Genomic DNA, 24,484 nt, shown 5'->3' on the forward strand with positions numbered 1-24,484 from the left:
CAACCGATATAGATACGGTTGTTGGTGCTGGTAATCCACTCGCAAAACCGCTCCCATACGTTGGCGCTTGAGCGCTGTTGTAAGGTTGCTGTCATGGTTTTATGATTGCTAGTTAGTTATTTATGATTTGGATAAGCAATTTTGCTTATCTATGTTTATTACATTAGAAGCAAAATTGAGATTTGTAAAGAGATATTACATATATATTGATTATGACAGTGATTTCTTTTGGTGATGAATTGCGTCTAGAGACACAATTCATCAGATTTTATCAGCCAGGGGGCCAGTTTAACTGCCGTCCTCCCAAAATATGCACATGTAAGTGGTAGACAGTCTGACCACCATCATCACCAGTGTTGATGACAACTCGATAACCGTTTTTCAGTCCAGCAACTTCTGCAACACGTTTGGCGGTTAACAAAAGATGCCCCAACAGAGCATGATCCTGAGATTCAGCATCAGCTAGTGTGGGAATGGGTTTTTTGGGAATGACGACGATGTGAACGGGCGCTTGGGGGTGGATGTCTTTGAATGCCAGGGCCAAATTATCCTCATAAACAATATCAGCGGGAATTTCCCGACGAATGATTTTGCTGAAAATCGTTTCTGTAGTTTCACTCATGCCAATCTACCTACTCATCTGCTAAAGATTTTAAAGGTTTACTGTAGTAACTTGATATTTACACAACAAAATACTCCTTCTTGTGATAAAGTCTTTCATAGATAAAATTTGTCCCACCCCAGCATAGAAATAATAATTACATTCTTTCACTCAACTATAGGGTGGTATTTTCATGCTGAGAAAATTGCATACCTTGTGTACCTCTGCTTTGGAGATTTATATGAAACAGTCAAAATACTATTTTGTTGTTTTTATAATTATCATAGTTAGCGTCTTTTTGCGTTTCTGTTTATTGCAAAATCAAAGTCTTTGGTTTGATGAAGGCTGGAGTCTAGCTTTATCTGATGGTCCCAGCGTTCAAGAAAATCTCTTCAAAATTGTAAATCGAGAAGCTGGTGACAAATACCAACCGCTTTATTATTTGGTCTTGTTCTATTGGCGTTCGGTTTTTGGAGAGAGTGAATTTGCCATTCGATCGCTCTCAGCTTTGCTGGGAGTCGGCTCAGTAATTGCCATATTCTTTACTAGCCTACGTGTTTATGGAAAAAAACATGCCTTATGGTCGTCCATGATCCTAGCAGTTAGTTCTTTCAGCGTATTCTACAGCCAAGATGCTAGACCTTACGCATTATTAATATTTATAGCCTCACTTCAGATATATTTCTTAAGTTATTCAATCAGTGCAGAAAAGAAAAATAAAATTATTTCACAATTGCTTTTCGGGATCTTTACTGCCATAGGAAGTTTTGGCAGTATTTTGACAATAATCTTTAGTTGCGCCCTGAGTTTCTCTCATCTTATTGTTTATAGAAACTTCAAAGAATGGATCAAATGGTGGATACCTCCGGTAGTTTTTTCTTCCCCAATGATTTGGTTCTACTTGTCTTCACCTGCCGCATCTGATCCAACAGCTACTACAGTTACTCGTAGTGGATTACCCATAGTTCAAAACATTATGTTTGTGATCTACGGTATATTGGTCGGGACATCCTATGGACCGCCACTGGAGAAATTACGCGATGAGGAAAAGATAAATGTTTTACTTGGCTACTGGCCTCATTTACTAATATTTATTATTGTCATTACTGTCATTTTTCTAGCTTTACTAACAAGTTTATTAAGACACCACAAGAGAAAAAGATATCAACGGGCTGATTACTTTTTTACATCACTTTTGGCAACATCATTTTTACTAAGTTTTCTGTTTGCCCTAGCGACCAAAATTAATTGGCTACCGCGCCACTCTTTTTATCTATGTATACCAGTTGCCATTCTAATTCCATCAGCGTTTTTACATAATTACCAGCGTAATAATAAACATTCTGTATTGCCTAAAATTACCAAAGTAGCTACTGTTTCTTTGCTAATTATGAATGTTTATTCAAATTTTCAATACTATTTAAATCCAGCCTATGCAAAAGATGACTACCGCTCGGCTGTTCGCTACCTTTTGCAAAATCAAAATGAATCTGCAAAATCTGTATTGTTATTTGGACAGCCTAGATTACTACAATATTACGGAGATTCATCGACTATATATGCACCAGAATATATTCTAAAAACGGTGAAGGGAAAAAATATTGCAGAAAAAATTAGTGTAATGACCAAAAATGCAGATACAGTTTTTTTGATAGTTAACCGCGAATTTGATTGGAAACTCAAAGATGTTTTTAAAATAGAAATGAGTGATTTATATAACTTGGAGGATGAAACTAATTGGCCTTATATGAAAATATATCGATTCACAAGGAAGAAGTAGAAAAAAACGGCATAGTATATGCTTTGTAAACGTACAGGCATATAATCTTGCTAATCATATCAAGTTTGGCTAATCACTCCCGGTTCGTTTATTTTCTAGGCGGTTAGAAAAAGAATAAGGGTTATAGCGTTTGTACCAGATTGCGATCGCCGATGGTCGGCTATTTGTCAAAAACGACCCAGCAAAAGGCGAAACCTACGCAGATATACTGGCTCGTCACCATCTAGAGCAAGTGGAAGTCGAGTACAAATCCCGATTTTATCAACAAAAAAAAGTGTTTCAAACACGGCTTTGGCGCTCACTGGAAGTGTGCCAAGACCCAGACTTTGGGACAGTGCGCGTCACCCGCTATACCGGAGTGTTCGCTAATGGACGAGTTTTAAATCAGAAAATAGGGCGATGCCGAAGGCGCTTCGCTTCGCGACCATCGCAATTCATCGGCAGCATTATCATGGATATCGGTATAGCGTTAATGGAAAAAACCGTCACCGACCAATCTACTGGTCGCGTTGTCACCCGAAATTTAGCTGACTATCACGTTCCTGTCAGTGCAGACATCTACAACAGCAACAACATTTATATAGTCCGGTGGGACTCGACATTGGGGCAGATAACGCCGAAGAGATTGCTCTTGCCATTATCGCTGAAATTTAAGCAATAATGGCACAGTGTCAAGGTGGTTTTTTGAGAAATCGCACTGTACCAATTTATAATTAATTCCTAATTCGTAATGACGCTTCTACGGACGCTCGTTCCGACGCTTGATGACTGTTAAGTGTGTAACTTTGGTTTGGCATACTCTCAAGGTGGGGCTGGGTTTAGTTGAGACTGGGGCGTATCTTTAATGCATCAATGCATCGACCTGCTTTTAGAACTGATGCAGCTTAAAGGTGCTAAGGGTGCGAAAGCGTTAAACCAAAAATATCCGGTTATAGGATTGATTTTTCCGATACCAGAAGCTGCAATTGCTCTTGATCCGCCAGACGGTTACGAACAGCTACTATTATTTTGTAAATTGGACAGAATGCTTAATCTACAATATATAATGCTATATCTTTGTAGTTGAAAATTTTAATGAACCACAAAGGCTTAAAAAAATCACAAAGCCAACTTTTGCAACACAATCGTATTTGATGGCTAAATCAATTGTTTCAACAAAACGGCTCGGCAGTCAGTTAATCGACTGGTTGCTTGAAGAAGACCGACGAGAGAAGGAAAGACCTTACCGCAAGCAACAACCACATCGCCAGCATCCTTGGTGGCAGGTAATGTGCTTGACTGGTGTAGATTATTTCTCAACTCTTGGCTATCAACCTGGGATTGCAGCCCTGGCAGCTGGCGCTCTTTCTCCTGTGGCTACCCTGATTCTGGTTTTGCTGACGCTCTTTGGAGCATTGCCAATCTATCGGCGCATTGCTGCCGAAAGCCCTCATGGTGAAGGGTCGATCGCAATGTTAGAGCGTTTGCTCCCCTGGTGGCAAGGCAAATTACTTGTGCTGTGCCTACTCGGCTTTGTGGCAACCGACTTTATTATTACCATTACGCTGTCGGCTGCTGATGCTACAGCCCATATCATCGAAAATCCGCTGATGCCAAATTGGCTTCACAATCAGACGATCGCAATCACTCTGGTATTAGTTGCATTACTAGGCGCAGTTTTCTTGAAAGGTTTCCGAGAAGCAATTGGTATTGCAGTAGTTTTGGTGGCAGTTTATCTGTTGTTAAACTTCATTGTCGTTAGCCTCGGTCTGTATCAGATTTTAACTCACCCAGAAGCGATCGCTAACTGGCAGACTGCACTTTTTGCTAGCCATTCCAACCCTTTGATACTAATCGGCATAGCTCTCCTCATATTCCCCAAGCTAGCGCTAGGATTGTCAGGCTTTGAGACTGGCGTGACCGTTATGGGCCTGGTAAAAGGTAGCAGCAGTGACACTCAAGAGCATTCTAAAGGGCGGCTTCGGAATACACGCAAGCTGCTCACCACTGCTGCTATGATTATGAGCTTCTTTTTGCTTACCACCAGCTTTATAACTACTCTACTGATTCCAGCCGCAGAATTTGCATCTGGGGGCAAAGCTAACGGACGGGCCCTTGCTTATTTAGCACATCTGTATCTAGGCAATGGCTTTGGCACAATTTACGATCTAAGTACTATTTCCATTTTGTGGTTTGCAGGTGCATCTGCAATGGCAGGGCTGCTAAATATCGTGCCCCGCTACCTACCACGCTATGGCATGGCACCCAATTGGGCCCGAGTAACGCGACCTTTAGTGTTAGTCTACACAGCGATCGCTTTGGTGGTAACAATTATCTTCAGAGCAAGTGTGGAAGCCCAAGGTGGGGCTTACGCAACTGGTGTGCTTGTGTTAATCACCTCAGCGGCCTTTGCCGTAACCTTATCAGCCCACCGTCACAGAGAGAAGCGGGCAAAACTCGTCTTTGCCATTATCACACTGTTGTTTGTATATACCACAATTGTTAATATCATCGAAAGACCAGAGGGGATTAGGATTGCTGGGTTTTTCATTGGGGCGATCATTTTTACCTCGCTGGTTTCTCGTGTTTGGCGTTCAACTGAACTGCGAACAGAGCGGATCGAAGTTGACGAACTTGCTGCCCAATTCCTTGCCGAAGAGAGCCAAGGAGCAATACGACTGATTGCAAATCGGTTGAATACAGGCGATGCCCTAGAGTATTTTATGAAAGAGAAAGAGGTCCGCGAGGACAACCATATTCCACCTAACGATCCAATTCTGTTTCTAGAAATTAAGGTATCCGACGCTTCGGAGTTTGCGGATATCATCAAAGTCAAAGGGGTGCAAGTTGGTGATTATCGCATCCTCCGGGCTGAAAGTGCAGCAGTACCTAACGCGATCGCGGCTTTACTACTTTATATTCGTGACCAAACAGGTAAGATTCCCCATGCCTACTTCGGCTGGGTTGAGGGCAATCCTATACAATACTTACTACGTTTTATCTTGTTTGGGGAGGGTGATATTGCTGTGGTGACGCGTGAAGTACTCCGTCGGGCTGAAAAGAATCCCCACAGGCGTCCTGGCGTTCATGTCGGGGGGTGAGTAAGCATCACGGATGATTCAAGAGGACACGGAACCGGGAAATCTGGCACCGGGTAGTGAGATTTCTACTGACTCGGCCTACACTGATTATACTGTGGAGGATGATCTCTTAGAGATAAGCTTTCATCCGGTTGAAAGTGATGCGTATGCGTAAAAAGAATTCTAAACGTAAAGATGAGCCGTGGAATCAATACATTAAACAATGTACTCGGCATTATATAGAGACTGTGTTTAGTGCCATCACCTGTGTTTTCCCAAAATCAATTCACGCAGTCACTTATAATGGGTTTCTACTGAAAATAGAAGCATTCATTTTTGCTTTTACTTTGAAGCAAGCATTTATAACGATGGTGCTGTAGTCCACTGTGGCAGTGCCAGAGCTAGAGTAAATGCCACCACCATGGCCAGACTCTTCTCTACCAGAACTAAGTTCGATCCCGAAAGCTCTATTGTGCCTGATAGTGCTGTTGCCCACCGTTAGGATGCCACGATACAAATTAATCTTCTTAAGATCGGTTACTTTTATGTTCGCCGATTAACTAGGGTAGCGCTGGCTTGGTCAACAGGCATCAGCACAACTTCATTTATATTCACATGAGGCGATCGCGTCACGCAGAAAAATATCACATCAGCCACATCATCTGCTGTCAGGGGTGTAACTCCCTGGTAGACTTTGTTGGCGCGTTCAGTATTCCCGTGGAAGCGTACCTCGCTAAATTCCGTTTCTACCATACCAGGGTCAACGGAAGTTACACGTACCCGCGTTCCCAACAGGTCTTGTTTTAAACCTTCAGAAATTGCTCTCACAGCAGCCTTGGTAGCACAGTAGACATTGCCACCGGGATAGGTTTGATGTCCAGCAATGGAACCTAAATTTACCACATGACCGCGATCGCGACTCACCATTCCGGGAACGACATAGCGGGAAACGTAAAGTAAACCCTTAACGTTAGTATCAATCATGTCTTCCCAGTCTTGAAAGCTACCTTCGTGCAACTTGTCTAAACCACGACTTAGACCAGCATTGTTAATCAGAATGTCGATATCAGACCAGGCAGAGGGGAGAGTAGAAATGGCAGATTCGACAGCAGTGCGATCGCGCACATCTAGCTGTAACAAATGAATTTCAGTACTAAAATCTTTATTGAGAGTATCTGCTAGCTGCTGCAAACGTTCTAACCGTCGTGCCGCTAAGATCAGTTTTGCACCCGCACCAGCGAAGATTCTTGCACAAGCAGTACCAATACCACTACTTGCACCAGTGATTAAAATGATTTGATTTTTTAGGGAAGTCATTAGGATAGTTAGGAGTGAGGAGTTAACAGTTATGAATTAGCACAAGTTTCATCGTTCATAATTTATCATCAGTCGGTCTATAACTCCTAACTCCAAACTCCAAACTCCAAACTCCTAACTCCTAACTCCTAACTCCAAACTCCAAACTCCAAACTCCTAACTCCAAACTCCTAACTCCTAACTCCTAACTCCAAACTCCAAACTCCTAACTCCTAACTCCAAACTCCAAACTCCTAACTCGTAACTCCTAACTCCAAACTCCTAACTCCTAACTCCAAACTCCTAACTCCTAACTCCTAATTACTTCTTCACCACTTGCAGGCGCTGAGTTATCATCGTCATCCCATTACCTCGCAGGATGACAGCAGAAACCCATTGGCTACCAGGGGTAGATGGTGCTTGTGCCGTTTTAAATAGTCCGCCAGATGTCAGTAATTCCAAATCCACAGGTGTAGGGTTGAGAAATTTATCTGGTTGGATAGATTCTTCTAGCGCCGTTCCTAGTAGAAAATCATCACCAAGTGGCTCTTGGACGATGGCATCAAAACTATACATCTGACCAACTTGCACCTGCTGTGGTAATTTAATCTCAATTTGGGGCGGCTTGCTGCCAGAGGTAAGTAGGGTGCGTTCTGTCAAAATGTCTTGGCGAACGATTTTGCCGCCTTCAATCCGCTGACGCGATTTAATCGTGGCATTGAGAGTCAAATTATTAGCGTTACCGGAGGGTAAGCCAGTTATCTTCGTTTCTGTTTCAGCAATAATCCCATTACCTTCAGGTTTTGAAGATAGCAGTTTTGTGCTGTATTGCAATTTGGGATATCGTTGCCAAAGTGAAATCAAAGACTTTTCTAGGGTTTGAAGGTTTAATCCATCCCCCTGAGTGAAGTTGGAGCTGTAGAATTGCAACACCCCTTTGACATCGCCCCGACTGGCTGCGGCATCAACTTGTGTCAAAAGATTTGTTAGATCGGCTGGTGCATTTTGGGCTGTACCAGCTTGGACTAATTGCTGTGGTGTCGTCGCTTGAGTGCGTTGCCAACCACTTGTTAAACCAAGGGTTAGCAGAAAGGAAATCAACCCGATGCTGGCTGGAAATCTGAGTTGGCGTCTCATTAAGGCGGTAATAATGTTAGTCATTGGTAAGAATTTACTGATTTGATTACAGAAGGTAAGGAAATTGTTTTATCTTAGTTAAACTAGGCGCTAAACGGTAGAGGTTTGATGGCAAACGCACCGATACGATTATTAATAGCTGCCAGTGGGACTGGTGGGCATTTGTTTCCAGCGATCGCACTGGCAGAAAAACTCCCAGATTATCAAATAGAATGGCTGGGAGTACCCAATCGGCTAGAAACTCAACTTGTCCCCAAACAGTATCCTTTGAATACTATTGCAGTTGAAGGGTTTCAGCAAGGGTTTGGACTCTCCTCAGTTCGCACCTTGGGTAAACTCGCCCTTTCGATTCTGGAAGTTAGACGAATTCTCAAGCAGGGAAATTTTCAAGGGGTGTTTACCACAGGGGGTTACATTGCCGGGCCAGCCGTCATTGCGGCGCGTTCCCTCGGCTTACCCGTGGTTTTTCACGAATCTAACGCAATACCTGGTAAAGTAACTCGCTTTTTTGGCCCTTGGTGTAGTGCGATCGCCTTGGGATTTGAAGTAGCTGCTAAGTATTTACCCCGGGCCAAAAGTGTCTATGTTGGCACTCCCGTCAGAGCGCAATTTCTGGATGGGGCAATTAATGCACCACTAGATTTAGCCATTCCTGAAAGTGTTCCCTTAATTGTTGTCTTTGGTGGTAGCCAAGGTGCAATTGCAATTAATAAATTGGTGCGCGAATCTGCAAACGCTTGGTTTGATGCTGGTGCTTATGTAGTACATTTAACTGGCGATCGCGATCCAGAAGCCGATAGTCTCAAACATCCACACTACATAGCCTTACCTTTTTACAACAATATGGCAGCGTTGTTGCAACGAGCTACTCTAGCTATTAGTCGTTCTGGGGCTGGTAGCTTGACAGAATTGGCAGTGTGTGGAACACCAGCGATTTTGATTCCTTACCCCTTTGCAGCAGAAGACCATCAATCTTACAATGCAGACGTATTTACTTCATCTGGTGCGGCATTAACGTTGAAGCAAGGGGAGTTGACAACTGAAATATTGCAAAGTAATGTGTTGAATTTGTTGCAGTCACCGCAAGAATTAGCAAAGATGGGGGAAAAAGCTCATGCGATCGCAGTTCCCGATAGTGCCGAAAAGTTGGCGCAATTAGTGCGTGAAGTGATAGAAACTTAAAAAATTCAAAATTTAAAATTGTTCGCGCAGCGTCACGGAATGAAGATAGTAAGAGACAATAGGAATTTATTCTCCAGGTTATGAATATCTTATTTAACCAAAAATTCCGCCTCACAGTAGGTTGTGCTGGTTTATTACTTGTCAGTTTAGCCAGTACCCATTTATATACTCAGTCAAAAACTAAACAGCTAGCTCAACAAGATCAGTCCTTTACTCAGCAAGAAAATTTTGCCCCACTTCAATCACAGATTTCCTTCACCTCAAATCAAGCTGCTCATCCACTCACCTCAAAATTTCAAAATCCTTTTGCCGTTCAACAAACATCTAATCAGATTATAGGTAAGCAAAACGTTTTTTCATCTCAGCAGGATTTGATCTCAGCATCCGCACCCTATCCAGTTGTCGATGAGTTCAAAAAATATAAATTTAGCATTAATGGCAGCCAGGTTGTTACTCCAGGAAAACTACCAAGTAGTAAGGTTAACTTTAATCAAGCAGATTTATTAACTGTTCTCGTTAATACTAGAAAATATTTTCAAGATTACTCTTCAGAAGACCCAGATATTCTGCGTATAGGAATGCTTTCCACTCAAGGAGTCACTGTCCCAGATGTTCTCAAAACTTTGGATTTCATGATTGCCGTCTTACAGGAGGATATTGCTAATAATCGAGCTACTCGTTTACAAGACCCTAAATTTATCAATACCAATTTTCGAGTCATTAAATGGTCTGCCTACAATCCAAACAATAAACAGCAAAAACAATTACGAATTACCAAATATGCTGTTTTTACTCACCCCGGTTCTCGCAAGAGAACCTCTACTTTTAATACACCAATTTATAGCTTAAAAGAAAACTCTAATAACGATAATTTCTATACTAGATACACAAAGCAGGATGTTTTGTCGGGTATTTATGAACCAGGTGGTAGAGAATTTGGAAAAGTTACAAGTCTCGCTTATCTAACCAGAAATGGTTTAGAAGAAGCAATTATGGAAGGAACAATACTGATTAATTTTACAGATGGTTATAAGGCATTTTTTAATGTAGATAGAAATAATGGAATGTCTTATATTCGCGGATTGAAGGCAACAGCACAAAAGCGTTATTGGTATTTTAGAGAAGTTGATGCTGTTAAAGGCTATGGATATAAAATAGATGCAAAAATTTCTATCAAACCCGGAGTCACTTTTGCTGGAGATGTTTTGAATATCGGTTTAGGTAAAGTGATTGTGATTGAGCATACTCAAGGTGGTCGCAAACATCTGCAAATGGGAGTCATCGCCGATACAGGCGGAGCATTTTTACCCAATCTTTATCAACTCGATTTTTTGGCAGGTATTTTTAAGAATAAAAAAGAATTTGGGCAGAATATCACGCAATTGCCAGACTATGCTACAGCATATTTTTTAGTGAAAAAATAATGCAATACGGTTGGGTTAAGGATAATCGCGGGTTGGGTTTTTGAGCTTAATTTTTGTTTAAGTCTCGTTAAGCGATTTTCTCCAGGTCTGCCTCGTACATACAACAACTCTCCATAGTCTGAGATCCGCTCTTTACGCTTATCTATAAGTAAAAAACGCTCTCCCGAAAGGGGGGGGGCGTTTTTGCATTGGGTTAATTGGTACGGTGAACATGGCGCTGGACACTTTTTTTGAAGTGCAAAAATATTGATGGGTGTTGCACCAAAACTAGACCGCTACAGTTCACAACAGTTCACAACAGTTCACAACTTAAGCAATAATGATCAAAAAGTAAATTTTACGGGTAATAATTGCTAGCAGCGCAGATAATTGCCTCAAAGCTCAAGTATAAGGAGAAGCCAAGAATGATTTTACATCGTGGGCGTAGGGTAGTAGCTGCTTTGTTGCTGTCAGTGGTACTACTGACAACAGCCTGTACTCCAAAAACACCTGGACGTTTTGACCAGGTGCAAAAAGAAAGCACTCAACAAAAACGCGGTCAAGCGGTGACTAAGACTGCAACTCAGGGTAGCGAATTTAATAAACTTTTCCCTGATGCAGGTGATGGCTACCAGCGCGTCTATACCCAAGAGAAAAAAGGCTTTGCAGAAGCGAAGTTGAAAAAAGGGGGTAAAGAAGTAGCGTTGCTGTCTATTTCTGATACCAGCAGCACACCTAATGCAGCAGCAAAGTTCTCGAAAAGCACCAAAAAGATTGGCGGTTATCCCGCAATAGAAGTTGGTAAGACGCAAACTGCAATTTTGGTAGGTAAGTACCAAGTAAAAGCACTTTCTCGCGATTCGTCATTTACAGCTAGCGATCGCGCCGATTGGCTAGAGAAGTTTAATCTTAATCGTCTGGCTAGCCTGAAATGAGCCGGATTACCGACATTAAAGATAACAAAACCTAAATAAGGAAATTTTTGTGAGCAAATCGATTTTTGAGTTAGTTGATGAATTGCCAACCGGCGGCTTGACTGTTTCTATGTTGAAGTCCCTTGATTTTGTTGCTCCTGGCGAATGGCAAAATACTGTCGGCTTTATCAACACCATTAAGACCGTTACTGGCGAAGACGACGAAGATTTAATTCAGCAAATTGGTGAACGAGCGATTTATCTATTCAACGACAAATCCCAAGGATACCAAACAGCTTTGTGGCTATATCAAACCGTTGATGGTACAGATAGAGCGCTTGGTGCAGCAGCTTTAGCTAACAAAGTTGGCGAGAAAATTCCTTTGTTGGGTTTTTTAAACTCTGTCACTCCCAAACCTGATAAAGCCCAAACCATCGATTTGACATTGAAATTAGTGGCTGAGTTGGTAGCCTTCTGTCAAATTAACGGCATTCCTGGAGACAGTATTGGGGATTTTGTCGCCTCTTTAGGTGAGTATAGTGGTGAGTCGCTCATCCGCATGGTGGCGTTAATTTGCGTTGATGGTTTGATACCTCTGGGCCCAGGCTTTATCAGCAAAGCGATATCTGGGCTTAATCAGATGAATCCACATGAGTTAGAACAAAACTCGACTTTCAAAAACATCAAAGATGTGATTCCAGGGGACAATGCTGGTGGTAAACTCGCCTTTATCGGCGAAAGCTTTGACTCAGTTAAAGGTTGGATGAGTGGTATTGTCAGCGCGAATAATTTAACGCCAGAAAAAGTAGTTGGCAATTTGCAAAGTTTTGTCGATATTGCCGATGACAAGTTAGACTACCTCGCGGCGTTCCTGGATGTAGCAACGAATTATTATGAACACACCGGCACGCAAACTTTAGCACGTCGCTTGATTGAACGGGCAGTGGCTGAGATTTAGGTTGATTGGGGGACTGAAGAAGGGAATAGGTTACAGATTACCTGTAACCTTTACTCTAACCTAATCCCTACTGGGGTAAACGCAAATCTGCTGCGATCGCATATAAGTAAGGTTGAAAAATAGCCAAGTTTTCCAGTTTCTCAAATTTACCTGTTTGCGTACTTGGGTCAAAGGCAGTGGTAATTACGTAAAGTTTACTGCCATCAAAGGCAACATGACCGATATGTTGCTCTTGGACTCCACCTTGTTGCTTAAGTTCGACGAACCCATAGCGAATTCCTTGAAGTTTACCAACGGGTACTGGTTGCGGTGGGTAGGCTGAGAAATTAATCTCTTTTCCATATTTACTCTGACGGTCTTTCGCAAAAGCAGCGTAGTGGTCTGCAACCCAAGCTTTGAGTGCTGGTAATACCTGAGTTTGGTATTTGGAACTTTGGTAGTCCACTTGAGAACCAGTGGGAATACCAACTGCTACAAGTTTCTTTTGGAAATCCTCATTGTTTGCTAATGGGTAAACGTTAATCTCAACTGTACCCAAACGTTTCCCTTTGGAGGAGACACACAATAAAGGTGCATTTCCCTCACAAGCAGCAACTTGCCAATTAGTGGGAGCAGCAGCATTTACCAGGATTTTCTGCCAGATATTTCCCTCATTAGGGTTGGCAAGTTTTGCAACGGTAGGGGGTTTTAACACTTTTGGTGGAGAAAATTGGGGGAGCAAAAATTTTGCTCCCAGAGGTATTGACACCAGCAAAATAGAACCTAGTAATAAATGATAAAGTCGTAACATTTTATTGAAAATCCAGAACCAAGGATTGCAGACTAACGGTATCTACAATACTTTATGGGTATACAGGAAGATACATTTATATTGCTGCAAGTTCCGCAAATGGAACTCAACAAACGATGTTGCGTTGTCTCGTTCTCAGTCGGAGACTGGGAATGCCTGATGGAAGGATCAGCCTAATGTGTTTACTCTGAACCCTTTACTCCATAATAATTCATGTAAATATGTGTCGCCTGTTTTTATGGGAAAGCAGATGTAAAAGCCGCTTTCCCAAAAATAAAAGCAGCATAAATAATTTTTTGGAAAATTGACTCAAAACACCTAAAAAATACTTCGATTTATGTGCTTCCCATGTCTTTCGGATGGCGCTTATTATGAAAAAGGATATAGCATTATGAACATTGACAATGGCAGTGACTTTGGACAAATTCCTCGCAAAATTAGAGAAAGGGTCACTCAATTTTGGATTTTAGATTTTAGATTTTAGATTGACCCCATGCCTAAAGTCATTAGCTCTGTCAAGTAATTTTAGATTTTGGATTTTAGATTTATTCCACGAATAAATTCGGGGGCTTCTCTACGAGACGCTGCGCGAACAGACCTTTTTAAATTTGGTGAAAAGATATAAACATCTTGTCAATAAGCAATAGTGCTTAAAATAAAGCTGATAATTGAGGTAGAAAACACAATTTTAAAGCTGGCGATCGCGTCACATTAAAAAGCATCATTCATTCTTGCATCAAAATCAAGTACAAAACTTAATTTAATGCTCACTGTTCTGGCGAACTTTAAGTATTATTACTAATTGACAATAATAATTTTGTCTTTAACTCTAACGAATGGGCTGGAAACGAGGTTTTCAAGGGGTTTGGGCTTAAGTTGACACCAATGACATCTGTGTGTCCCTACGAATAGCTCTACTTCATACAATTGAAAACATATACGGCTAGTAGCGCTGAAAGCAAATACAGCGCTACTACGAACAGTGTTGTTTTATTTATATATACCTAATTACTTGTGGCTTGCCGGAGGTATGGCCACGATGAAGAGATGCTAGCTGGATGTCAAATCGAAGGGCAAATTTGCTTGGACTTGTTAATTGAAGCGAGAACGTTGATTACGACGTTGCTTGTGCCTAGCAATTGCTTTACGCTTCTCTTTTTCTATCGGCGTCTCAAAGTGACGCTTTTTTCTCATATCTTGGAAAATTCCTGCTTTAGAAACTTCCCGCTTAAATCTTCGCAAGGCTGATTCAATACCTTCATTCTCCCCTAAAACTACTTGTGTCATTCTCATTTCTCCTTAATGTGGATGAATAGTTCAAGGCTAAATACAAAATAAAATATTCCAGCAGAGTGGAGCCTTTGGCTTTATCTGCTGGAGACTCTAAATGTGAAATTTTCAGGAATCGACTTAGTAGCGATTATTGTTGCGGCGGGCATTACCGCCACCCCAGCTACCACCAGAGGAGTTACTTCTTTCCTCACGAGGTTTAGCTTTGTTCACTTTCAAATCACGTCCCATCCACTCAGCACCATCAAGTGCATCAATGGCAGCTTGTTCTTGTGCGTCTGTTTCCATTTCGACAAAAGCGAACCCACGCGGCCGGCCTGTTTCCCGATCTGTGGGTAGTTGAACACGATTCACTGTTCCGTATTCTGCAAAAGCCAGCTTTAGGTCCTCTTCTGTAACCTGATAGGACAGGTTGCCGACGTAAATTGACATAGAAATCTCCGAATTAAGGGAGTGTAGAGAGTTAAATTCGGAGAGACGGTTTTTAGAAATTAAAACGAGTTACTCAACCGAAAATAATCCTTATGTCCATGAGTTTAGCACAGCCTTCAGCCTTTGAATATCGTCTTATAGTGAATTTTATTGACAAATAAAACCTTTAGGGCAGGGTTGCAGACCTTCCAACGACAGGCTTTTGTTGCTTGCACTATAAAAGTTACACTTTTAACCGGAAATCGGAATCAACTAGCGATCGCCCAGGTATTTAGTGTTTTGAAAATTCAGCTGTGGATTAAGGGGTAAAGATTATTATCGGTAGTGGGGGCAATCATACCATGACTAACTGTCTTAAAAGCAAATTAAAAAATATTCATCCTTAAATGCCCCATTAGCTATGGTCAAACTGCGCTAAAATCCTTTCTGCTTCCTTACACAGCACCTCGTGATATTCACCGTTACTAGCCAGCAAACCTCCCCATTGATTGATATCACCGGTGTTATACTGCAACGGAGTGCCGTCGAAGTGGGTAAATTTACCACCAGCTTCTGTTAAAATCAGTTCTGGGGCTGCCATATCCCAGTCTTTGGGCGCAGACTTGCCGGAAAGGGAAATGTAGATATCTGCCTGTTGCTCGACAATGGTGGCGATTTTGCAGCCTACACTACCCACAGCTTTCTGATTTTGACAGGGTAAGTTTTGTAGTAAGTAATCTAAGCGTTGGTTGCGATGAGAGCGACTAACGACTAAGGTTAAATCCTCAACTCGTTTGCCTGACGACACTTGTAAAGGAACAGATCGATCGCGGGTTTCTACAAATGTACCCCCGCCTTTGGTAGCGTAATATAACTTTTCTGTCTCTGGTACTGCAACCACTGCCAACACTGGGCGTGTTTCCTTGACTAAAGCAATGTGAACTGCATAATCCCCAGTTTTTTCGATAAAGTCTCGTGTACCATCCAAAGGGTCAATTATCCATACCCAACGGGGGGAAGGCTGTGTACCACTACTTAATTGATAGGTTTCTTCGCTGATGTAAGCAAAATCTTCGTTACCCAAACTTGCTTGTAGCCTCTGCAAAATGTATTGACTCACAGCTACATCAGCAACAGTAACAGGCTCATTTTGTTTATATTGTACTTCTAAGTTCGGGTCTTTTGCAGTGCCGTTGTAATACGATCGCAGTATATCTGCTGCGCCCCAACCTACCTCACGAGCGATCGCTAATATTTCTTGTAAATCTTTCATTAATTTGGCCTGATCTAAAAATATGTATAACTTGAGTAGAGATGCACCTCTGCGTCCTTAGTTTAAATCCATCCAGCGCCGGGTACCAAAAAATTTACAGGAATCAGCAGCAATATTAGCTGCCAGTGCCAGTGCATCAGTAAAACTTTCCCTTAAAATGTAATCACAGAAAGCGCCGTGGAAAATATCTCCAGCCCCTAATGTATCAACCGCTGGAATCTGCGGCACATCTACGATACCAGTTTTAGTGCAACTCAAGTATTCAATTGGTTTTTGTCCGTGGGTAATGACGATGTGAGGAATCTCAAATCTGCCCAGATAGGCAAAAACGTCTTCTCCAGTCTGGCAGTTGGGGGGATAAAAATTAGCCGAACAAATGGCGTAATCCACAAAAGGTAGAATTTGCTCAAATCCAGGCTTCCAACTTCCACCATCAATTACTACTGGAATATTCTTAGCTTTAGCCATTTGGGCTATGGAATAACTAACCGCCATCTGATGTCCATCAATCAGTACTATATCGACATTTTGCAAAATATCTGGCGGGATAGATGTGCTGCTGGCTTGAGTTTTGACAGCATTGATGGAAACCACAGCTCGTTCACCCGTGGCTTGGGTGACAATGATTGAGGAGACAGGCGGTGCTAAATCAGTGGTAGGCTCAAGGTCTGCGATCGCAACTTTGGATTTTGCCAAATCACCTCGAATTAGGTGTGTCATCGGGTGAGAACCCACCACACCTAAGACTGTAGCCTGATTTCCTAAATGGCTGAAAGTCACAGCCGCGTTTGTTGCTGGACCACCTGCTGCTACAGTATAGTCAGTAGCGACAATCTTCTGATTATTCTTAGGGGCAGAGTCAGCAAGGTAAATCAAATCTAAGGTTACTAAACCTACAAATAACCCACGATCCGATTTTGGATTTTGGATTTTGGATTTTGGATTATCCATTTATCTGTTCCTCTAAGTGTATAAATTCTTATTTTTAACAGACGCGATGAATCGCGTCTCTACAGACTCTTGTACAGACGCGATTCATCGCGTCTCTCCTAACTCATGCAAACCGATCCAAAACCAGGAACACTTTACGTTGTCGGCACACCAATTGGCAACCTGGAAGATATGACCTTTCGGGCGGTGCGAATTTTGCAAACTGTGGATATGATTGCTGCGGAAGACACTCGTCACACAGGGAAACTGCTACAACATTTTCAAGTTAAAACACCCCAGGTGAGTTACCACGAACATAATCGTACCAGCCGCATCCCAGAATTATTAGAGCATTTAGTTAACAATAAAGCGATCGCCCTTGTGAGTGATGCTGGGATGCCAGGTATTTCCGATCCTGGATATGAATTGGTGAAAGCCTGTATTGAGGCGGGAATTTCAGTAGTTCCCATTCCTGGCGCTAGTGCAGTAATTACCGCATTGAGTGCAGCTGGACTACCAACGGATCGGTTTGTCTTTGAAGGTTTTCTCCCAGCTAAAAGTCAACAGAGACAAGAACATTTAGAATATCTGCAAACAGAATCTCGCACATTGATTTTCTATGAATCGCCCCACCGATTGCGAGATACTTTGCAAGACTTAGCAGAGGTTTGGGGAAGCGATCGCCAAATTGTGCTAGGGCGAGAGTTAACAAAATTGTATGAGGAATTTTGGCGGGGAACAATTGCCGAAGCGATCGCTCACTACAGCCAACGAGAACCCCAAGGTGAATATACATTAGTAGTGGCAGGAATTCCAGCCAGTCGGCTTCAACTGACAGAAGAGGAATTGAAAGCCGAATTGAAGCAGTTAATTAGTCAGGGAATATCGCGATCGCAAGCTAGCCGTCAGTTAGCAAAAGCCACTTTCCTTCCTCGTCGCCAACTCTATCAACTAGCTCTTTCTATAGTCCTGAGTCCTGAATCTTGAACAGCTAATACCGCTTTCGGAGAATCTCAAATTCAAATCTCTATTTTACCTCTATCAATAATTGCATAAACAGAGTTTTCTCCTTGATATTTTAGGACAAGCATAATCCTCAAGTCGAGTTTCCACTCCTATCTTGGGTTGACTCTTAGGAATCGCGCAACCGTAACTTCAAGTTAAATTTTCATGCGCGTAGGCTAGTAAAAACCGCAGGGATCGCCTGAATCAACGGTTACAAAGCACCCATAATTGCATCACCCGCAACTTGGGTTATATAGTTCAAGTAAAAAAAGTATGATTGCCATACCAAATACATTATTGTTACTTTATATATTCATCCTCAAAGACGATCTGGTGAATATTCAAATGATGTCTAAAGATTTTTGATATTAGTTCTCTAGATAGATCAGAAATTTTGAAGGCAAACTTTAATATGAAATAGTCAAAAGCAAACAAAGCAGATTCTCAAGGAAGGAGAAATTCGATGGGTAACATTATTGCTTGGCTGGTTTTGGGTTTAATTGCAGGTGCGTTAGCTAAGTTATTTTATCCAGGAACCCAAGGTGGCGGTATTCTCTCCACCATCGTATTAGGAATCCTTGGAGCCGTAGTCGGGGGTTATTTAGGTCAAACTTTACTAGGAAGTAGTTCGGCAGCCGCCGCATCTGTAGGAGCTTTTTCCCTTGGAAGCATTTTATTTGCTGTTCTTGGTGCTATGCTACTGATTTTCCTTTGGGGTTTACTGACTCGTCGAGCTGTGTAATTACCTGATATTAGCTAACACTCTTGGGAATCACTTATAGCTGCAATAAACCCATAAAATGACATTAGAAAAAGAGCGAAGAACTATAGGAGTTTTCGCTAAATGTTCAGATGCACAATTGGCACTTCAGGAACTAAAAACTTCTAATTTTCCAATGCAGAAAGTTTCTGTAATTGCACGGAATGCAGAAGAACAAAGTGATATTGCTGGTGTTGAAGTTAAAGAGCGCACTAGCAATACATCCTCCGAAGATGCTGCTGGAACCGTTACTGGTGGTGACTTAGGCGGTCTTACTGGCTTATTAGTCGGTTTAGTCCTCTGGATAATTCCTGGTATAGGCCGAGTCATCCTAGCCGGAGCAGAAGTAACAGCGATCGCTACCACTTTAGCAGGTGGTGCGATCAATGTAGCGACGGGTGGTTTGCGTGGTGTGTTGCTAAGTTTAGGAATTCCTAAAGAGCAAGCACAGGGTTACAGCGATCTAGTTTGCAAAGGTTACTATTTGGTGATAGTAACTGGTATAGATATAGAGATTCGTGTTGCTAAGAGGATTTTTAATCGCCGTGATATTCAACAGTGGGATCTTTATGAGCCATACTTAACCCCAAATAGTCGCTATAAAAATGCAGTTGGTGTTTTTTATACGCGCCAAGACACAGAAAGAGCAATTACTGAACTGGGAAACGCTGGCTTTCCTATGAGTCAAGTCTCGGTGATTGCTAAGGATACAAACACGCTGAATAGTCTGACTGGGATAGATATCAGTAGTTCCAAAGATAACTACACTAATTTGGGAATTCCTGACGAGCTAGCCAGAGATTATGAACATCAAGTTAACCTTGGCAATTATCTATTAGTCCTAAATAGTACTGATATCTACATGGCGGGTGCAAAAGCTATTTTAGAGAGTAACAAGATTCAACATTTTCGGATCTATAGCCAATTCGTACTTAATCCGACTATAAGTGAGCGCCAGGTTATTAGTCAATAGGCTTGGGTTAAGACTTGCTCCTCCCCCATCCTCCTTAAAAAAGCTTCCCCCATGAGCGACTGGTTCGCGTTTCCCGACTTGTACTTCTTCCCTACGGGATACTTTGAGAACGCAGAAGCTAGGCGCAGCATCTTTGAACAGGAGAAGCACCTGATGTTGGATCTTCCAAAGTCAAATATTATTAACTGAACTGGATTGGATTATTAGTACCAATCTTTACTTTGAGTTAAACGTCAAAGTTAATCTCAAGAGGTTTGACACTATAGCGGGATTGTGCATATTACCGCAATTCTCTAGGCAAAGCAGATTATTTGTCCTAGAAACGACATAATTATATGAATATAAGTTGCCTTTTAAAGCCTTAAGTCTCCACCAGAATCCTGTTTGGGAGAACTTAGTGATGTACAATGGCATTGATGTTATATCCAATAAAAACTAAGAAAATAATATCATTTTATATATTCGGTAACAGAAAAGTTAAATATATATATTAATTAGAAAGAAAGTAATATTATTTAGGATGTAAAAGATTAGGCAGAGGAACTAAATATTATAAATTTATATAGCTAAAATATAATCTGAATAGCAGCAAGAATATAAATAATTGGAAGAATTGCCTGGAAGAATGTTGAAACGTTTGAAGATTGGAACCAAAATTGGAATTAGTTTTGCCTTGAGTTTGGCAACTCTGACAACTATTGGTCTAATCTCCTACCAAAGCACCAATGAGCTAATTGAAACTTCGCGCCAAGAAAGCCATACTTACCAGGTGTTAAGTCAGCTTGAAGACCTCAACTTGCAAGTGACAAATGCTGAAACTGGGCAACGTGGTTACATTCTTACTGGAGAACAGCGCTATTTAGAACCTTATAACGCTGCCATTCAAGTACTGAATCAAAAAGTTAACGAACTTCAGAGGTTAACAGCAGATAACCCCAACCAACAGAGTCGGCTTGATGTTTTACAGTCACTAATCGATCAAAAGCTGGCTGAACTTAAAGAAACCATTGACTTGCGTCAGAACCAAGGTTTTGAAGCTGCCCAGAAGGTTGTTCTGACAGATCGAGGCAAGCAACTGATGGCTGAGATCCGCAAAGTTATCCAGACGATGAAAACTGAGGAGAATAAACTTCTGGAACAGCGCTCTGACAAGGCACAAGCTGCTGCTCAAAAAACGCTCGCCAGTATTGTCTATAGTATTCCTTTATTTTCTTTGCTCTTAGCTTTAGTCGGATTCGTCCTCACCAGACATATTTCAGTCCCACTGAAGCGAGTTTCTGATTTAGCAGAAAAAATGGCGGATGGGGATTTATCGGTGAGTTTACCAGATAGCGATCGCCAGGATGAAATTGGTGTGTTGACGCGCACCTTCAACCAGATGATCGTTAATCTGCGAAACACAACTCAAAAAAATGACGAGCAAAATTGGCTAAAGTCTAATTTGGCTGAATTTACCCAGATGCTCCAAGGGCATCGAAATCTGGAAAGTGCATCTCGCCTGATCTTGTCAAATCTAGCACCACTGGTTGGAGCATCCCAAGGCGTTTTTTATGCGATGGACTCAATAGACGATGAGCCTGTACTGAAGTTGTTGAGTAGTTATGCTTATAAAGAGCGGAAAAATCTGGCAAACCAGTTTCGCTTGGGCGAAGGATTGGTGGGACAATCTGCCTTAGAAAAACAAAGAATCCTCCTCACGGAAGTTCCTAGTGACTATATCCGCATCAGTTCCGGCTTGGGAGAAGCTCCCCCACTAAATATTATTGTCTTGCCCATACAATTTGAGACGCAGGTGAATGCCGTAATTGAACTTGCCTCTTTTGGGTCTTTTAACGAATTGCACCTGACATTTTTAGAGCAATTGAGTGAAAATCTGGGTGTATTTTTAAATAACATCGCCTCACAAGTGCAAACTCAGCAACTACTTGAAGAGTCTGTTACTTTAACAGAGGAACTGCAAACCCAGCAAGAAGAACTACAGCAGAGCAATCAACGCCTGCAAGAACAGGCGCAGGAGTTGGAGGAATCACAATTTATTGTCAAGCAGTCTAACGAAGAATTACAACAACTAAATGAGGAGCTAGAAGAAAAGGCAGAATTGTTAGAAGTTCAAAATCGGGAAGTTGCCCGCAAGAACCAGGAAGTTGAGCGGGCGAGGCAGTCTTTGGAAGAAAAAGCTGAACAACTGGCCTTGTCTTCCAAATATAAGTCAGAATTTCTTGCGAATATGTCCCACGAGTTACGGACACCGCTAAATAGCCTGTTAATTTTAGCAAGGCTGCTAGCAGATAACTCTCTTAGCAACTTGACCGATAAACAGGTAGAGTACAGCCGGACTATCTACTCGGCTGGGACTGATTTGCTGGAGTTAATCAATGACATTCTAGATTTGGCAAAAATTGAGTCGGGTACTATGTCGCTCGATATTGAGCAAATTGCTTTTGCAGATTTGGGGACATCTCTAGAGCAGACTTTCCGGCAAGTTGCCCACAATAAAGAACTCAATTTTACTATTGAATTGGATGATAAGTTACCCCAGACAATTTCTAACGACTCCAAACGCCTGCAACAAGTACTGAAAAATCTCCTAGCTAACGCCTTTAAATTTACTCAAACAGGAGGTGTGAAGTTACAAATTAGTATGGCAGCTGAGGCAGTCGAAGTTGATAATCCGATGATTGCTTTTGCAGTTAGCGACACGGGCATAGGTATTCCAGCCGAGAAGCAGAAGATTATTTTCGAGGCATTTCAGCAGGCAGATGGCACAACCAGCCGCAAGTACGGGGGAACTGGCTTGGGCTTATCCATCAGCCGCGAACTGGCTCAACTGTTGGGAGGGAGAATTGAACTAGTCAGCCAACAAGGACAGGGAAGCACCTTCACCCTCTACTTGCCCAAGGGACTGGAAGGGAAGGATAAAAATTTTCTCACCACACGATCCCTTGAGCCAACCACCTCTATCCACACAGCATCGATCATAAAAGAAGTGCCAATGGTGGAAAACAGACCCACAACTGTGGACATCTCTCCATCAGCGAAAGTGCTTCCCACCTTCCCCAACGATATCCCAGACGACCGGGAAATAATTCAACCGGGCGATCGCATTTTGCTGATTATCGAGGATGACGATAAATTTGCCCGCATCTTACTAGATATGGCCCGTGAGCAGGGCTTTAAAACCATTGTTGCTTTACAGAGCAAACAAGGTCTAGCACTAGCGCAACAGTTTAAACCCAATGCGATTATGCTCGATATCCATATGCCAGAGATGGATGGTTGGACGGTGCTAGATCGTCTGAAGCATAAGCCAGATACTAGACATATACCAGTACATATACTTTCTGTTGATGAAAGACAGCAACGGGGACTACAGCTAGGAGCGATTACCTATCTCCAAAAACCCGTTTCTCCAGAAGCCCTAACTCAGGTATTGACTGAGATTAAAGGCTTTATTGAGCGGCAGGTAAAAAATCTCCTGATCGTCGAAGATGACCCTGTACAAGCCCAAAGTATTATCGAACTGATTGGTAATAGTGATGTCCAGAGTACAGCAGTGGGTACGGGGGCAGAAGCCCTCTCGATTTTGCGATCGCATCACTTTGATTGTATGGTACTGGATCTCGGTCTGCCGGATATGAGCGGATTTGCACTAATTGAGCAGATAAAGCTTGAACCCAAGCTTTTAAAACTGCCGATCATTGTTTACACCGGCAAAGAACTCAGCCGACAAGAAGAAACCCAATTGCGGGGACTAGCAGAGACAATTATCATTAAAAATGTGCGATCGCCAGAGCGGTTGTTAGACGAAACTGCCCTGTTTTTGCATCGGGTGCAAGCAAATTTGCCCCCACCAAAGCGTCAAATCTTAGAGCAATTACATCAAACTGACCCGGTGCTGGCTAATCGGAAAATTTTGATTGTAGATGATGACCTGCGAAATATTTTTGCCCTTACCAGCTTTTTAGAAAGCTATCAAATGCAAGTGCTGTTTGCCGAAAATGGCAGAGATGGCATCGAGACGCTGCAAGCTAATCCTGACATTAATATAGTTTTGATGGATATCATGATGCCGGAAATGGATGGTTACGAAACCACCCGCGCCATCCGCCAGCAACAACAGTTTCGCTCACTACCAATCATTGCTTTAACTGCTAAAGCCATGCCAGGCGATCGCGAAAAGTGCATTGAAGCTGGGGCTTCTGACTACATTACCAAACCTGTAGATACTGAGCAACTGCTTTCACTACTCCGGGTTTGGCTGTATCGTTAAGAAGTCATCTTTTTTATTAGCCTTTTCCAAGAGGGCTTTTCCATACTCATTACATTCTAAAGAATCCTCAAAAACAGGAACTCCCATTTTTTCAAAATACCTTATGTATATTCCATTAAGTTGATCATCTTCAACTAAAAACATCACAAGACAATTGTCATATGATAAATAATATATTATCCCACTGTTTAATTTAGGTGTACCCCAAATATAATAATTTTCTATTAAAGCGAAGTGCGTAAGATAATCATGAATAAGCTTATCAGTGATCCCCGGTCTAGTCTTAATTTTAACTTTTTTAGCTTTCATATTTTTAACTTCCTATGAGAACCAATACGGTTCGGTTAACGTATTTATTCCTCGAAGATCCCCCCAACCCCCCTTAAAAAGGGGGGCTTCTAAACCTCTTTTACCCCCTTTTTAAGGGGGTCGCCGCAGGCGGGGGGATCTTA

The 24,484-nt window shown here is 42.0% G+C and carries 21 protein-coding genes and 1 pseudogene; 13 read left to right on the forward strand and 9 right to left on the reverse strand.

Features of this window, described 5'->3' with window-relative positions; genetic code table 11:
* Positions 1 to 271 precede the first annotated feature (271 nt).
* Positions 272 to 622, reverse strand: a complete 351-nt coding sequence (locus V7K30_RS14535) for a histidine triad nucleotide-binding protein (RefSeq protein ID WP_335000269.1) — start codon at positions 620 to 622, stop codon at positions 272 to 274.
* 220 nt (positions 623 to 842) lie between these two features.
* Between V7K30_RS14535 and V7K30_RS14540 the strand changes: the two genes are divergently transcribed.
* The 4 genes and pseudogenes from V7K30_RS14540 to V7K30_RS34250 form a co-directional block, all read left to right on the forward strand.
* Positions 843 to 2,381, forward strand: a complete 1,539-nt coding sequence (locus V7K30_RS14540) for a glycosyltransferase family 39 protein (RefSeq protein WP_335000271.1) — start codon at positions 843 to 845, stop codon at positions 2,379 to 2,381.
* 130 nt (positions 2,382 to 2,511) lie between these two features.
* A complete protein-coding gene (locus V7K30_RS14545; protein ID WP_442941067.1) occupies positions 2,512 to 3,042 on the forward strand; it encodes a molybdopterin cofactor-binding domain-containing protein in 531 nt (176 codons plus the stop codon).
* 472 nt (positions 3,043 to 3,514) lie between these two features.
* The gene (locus V7K30_RS14555) at positions 3,515 to 5,461 is read left to right on the forward strand and encodes an amino acid transporter (protein WP_335000273.1); all 1,947 of its coding nucleotides are present in this window, start codon (positions 3,515 to 3,517) and stop codon (positions 5,459 to 5,461) included.
* Positions 5,462 to 5,495: 34 nt separating this feature from the next.
* A pseudogene (locus V7K30_RS34250) lies at positions 5,496 to 5,820 on the forward strand (IS982 family transposase); the annotation flags it as partial.
* Between the two features lie 163 nt (positions 5,821 to 5,983).
* Here V7K30_RS34250 and V7K30_RS14560 read toward each other — a convergent pair.
* Positions 5,984 to 6,757, reverse strand: a complete 774-nt coding sequence (locus V7K30_RS14560; RefSeq protein WP_335000275.1) for an SDR family oxidoreductase — start codon at positions 6,755 to 6,757, stop codon at positions 5,984 to 5,986.
* Positions 6,758 to 7,057: 300 nt separating this feature from the next.
* Entirely contained in the window at positions 7,058 to 7,897 is an 840-nt protein-coding gene (locus V7K30_RS14565; RefSeq protein WP_335000276.1) for a nuclear transport factor 2 family protein, read from the reverse strand.
* Positions 7,898 to 7,981: 84 nt separating this feature from the next.
* Here V7K30_RS14565 and murG point away from each other — a divergent pair, with 84 nt between their 5' ends.
* From murG to V7K30_RS14585, 4 genes are all read left to right on the forward strand, one after another.
* Positions 7,982 to 9,055 (forward strand): undecaprenyldiphospho-muramoylpentapeptide beta-N-acetylglucosaminyltransferase, encoded by a 1,074-nt coding sequence (gene murG, locus V7K30_RS14570; RefSeq protein WP_335000278.1) that lies wholly within the window; start codon positions 7,982 to 7,984, stop codon positions 9,053 to 9,055.
* A gap of 80 nt (positions 9,056 to 9,135) precedes the next feature.
* A complete protein-coding gene (locus V7K30_RS14575) occupies positions 9,136 to 10,479 on the forward strand; it encodes a hypothetical protein (protein ID WP_335000280.1) in 1,344 nt (447 codons plus the stop codon).
* 404 nt (positions 10,480 to 10,883) lie between these two features.
* Positions 10,884 to 11,393, forward strand: a complete 510-nt coding sequence (locus tag V7K30_RS14580; RefSeq protein ID WP_335000282.1) for a hypothetical protein — start codon at positions 10,884 to 10,886, stop codon at positions 11,391 to 11,393.
* A gap of 49 nt (positions 11,394 to 11,442) precedes the next feature.
* A complete protein-coding gene (locus V7K30_RS14585; RefSeq protein ID WP_335000284.1) occupies positions 11,443 to 12,330 on the forward strand; it encodes a hypothetical protein in 888 nt (295 codons plus the stop codon).
* Between the two features lie 67 nt (positions 12,331 to 12,397).
* Here the strand turns inward: V7K30_RS14585 and V7K30_RS14590 are convergent, their stop codons facing one another.
* The 3 genes from V7K30_RS14590 to V7K30_RS14600 all read right to left on the reverse strand — a co-directional run bounded on the left by V7K30_RS14590 (position 12,398) and on the right by V7K30_RS14600 (position 14,842).
* Positions 12,398 to 13,120, reverse strand: a complete 723-nt coding sequence (locus V7K30_RS14590) for a hypothetical protein (protein ID WP_335000286.1) — start codon at positions 13,118 to 13,120, stop codon at positions 12,398 to 12,400.
* A 1,092-nt stretch (positions 13,121 to 14,212) separates the two neighbouring features.
* The gene (gene rpsU, locus V7K30_RS14595) at positions 14,213 to 14,407 is read right to left on the reverse strand and encodes a 30S ribosomal protein S21 (RefSeq protein WP_190895748.1); all 195 of its coding nucleotides are present in this window, start codon (positions 14,405 to 14,407) and stop codon (positions 14,213 to 14,215) included.
* Between the two features lie 123 nt (positions 14,408 to 14,530).
* Complete coding sequence (locus V7K30_RS14600; RefSeq protein ID WP_335000288.1) at positions 14,531 to 14,842, reverse strand: RNA recognition motif domain-containing protein; 312 nt, start codon at positions 14,840 to 14,842, stop codon at positions 14,531 to 14,533.
* A gap of 150 nt (positions 14,843 to 14,992) precedes the next feature.
* Between V7K30_RS14600 and V7K30_RS14605 the strand changes: the two genes are divergently transcribed.
* Positions 14,993 to 15,151: a hypothetical protein gene (locus tag V7K30_RS14605; RefSeq protein WP_335000290.1), complete on the forward strand. Its 159-nt coding sequence runs from the start codon at positions 14,993 to 14,995 to the stop codon at positions 15,149 to 15,151.
* A gap of 85 nt (positions 15,152 to 15,236) precedes the next feature.
* Here the strand turns inward: V7K30_RS14605 and V7K30_RS14610 are convergent, their stop codons facing one another.
* Both V7K30_RS14610 and V7K30_RS14615 read right to left on the reverse strand, forming a co-directional pair.
* Positions 15,237 to 16,094 carry a 3'(2'),5'-bisphosphate nucleotidase CysQ family protein gene (locus V7K30_RS14610; protein WP_335000292.1) on the reverse strand — a complete coding sequence of 286 codons (858 nt, stop codon included), beginning with the start codon at positions 16,092 to 16,094 and terminating at the stop codon, positions 15,237 to 15,239.
* A gap of 57 nt (positions 16,095 to 16,151) precedes the next feature.
* Positions 16,152 to 17,045, reverse strand: coding sequence for a sugar kinase (locus tag V7K30_RS14615; RefSeq protein ID WP_335000294.1), 894 nt, complete (start codon positions 17,043 to 17,045; stop codon positions 16,152 to 16,154).
* A 105-nt stretch (positions 17,046 to 17,150) separates the two neighbouring features.
* Between V7K30_RS14615 and rsmI the strand changes: the two genes are divergently transcribed.
* The 4 genes from rsmI to V7K30_RS14635 all read left to right on the forward strand — a co-directional run bounded on the left by rsmI (position 17,151) and on the right by V7K30_RS14635 (position 24,032).
* Positions 17,151 to 18,011: a 16S rRNA (cytidine(1402)-2'-O)-methyltransferase gene (rsmI, locus tag V7K30_RS14620; RefSeq protein ID WP_335000296.1), complete on the forward strand. Its 861-nt coding sequence runs from the start codon at positions 17,151 to 17,153 to the stop codon at positions 18,009 to 18,011.
* Between the two features lie 481 nt (positions 18,012 to 18,492).
* A complete protein-coding gene (locus V7K30_RS14625) occupies positions 18,493 to 18,771 on the forward strand; it encodes a GlsB/YeaQ/YmgE family stress response membrane protein (protein WP_334692088.1) in 279 nt (92 codons plus the stop codon).
* Between the two features lie 58 nt (positions 18,772 to 18,829).
* Positions 18,830 to 19,762 (forward strand): hypothetical protein, encoded by a 933-nt coding sequence (locus tag V7K30_RS14630; RefSeq protein WP_335000298.1) that lies wholly within the window; start codon positions 18,830 to 18,832, stop codon positions 19,760 to 19,762.
* Positions 19,763 to 20,387: 625 nt separating this feature from the next.
* Positions 20,388 to 24,032, forward strand: coding sequence for a response regulator (locus tag V7K30_RS14635; protein WP_335000300.1), 3,645 nt, complete (start codon positions 20,388 to 20,390; stop codon positions 24,030 to 24,032).
* On the opposite strand, the gene V7K30_RS14640 is transcribed toward V7K30_RS14635, so the two are convergent.
* Entirely contained in the window at positions 24,006 to 24,341 is a 336-nt protein-coding gene (locus tag V7K30_RS14640; RefSeq protein WP_335000302.1) for a hypothetical protein, read from the reverse strand. The genes V7K30_RS14635 and V7K30_RS14640 overlap by 27 nt on opposite strands.
* Positions 24,342 to 24,484: the final 143 nt, after the last annotated feature.

Source organism: Nostoc sp., from assembly GCF_036917655.1.
GTDB lineage: Bacteria > Cyanobacteriota > Cyanobacteriia > Cyanobacteriales > Nostocaceae > Nostoc.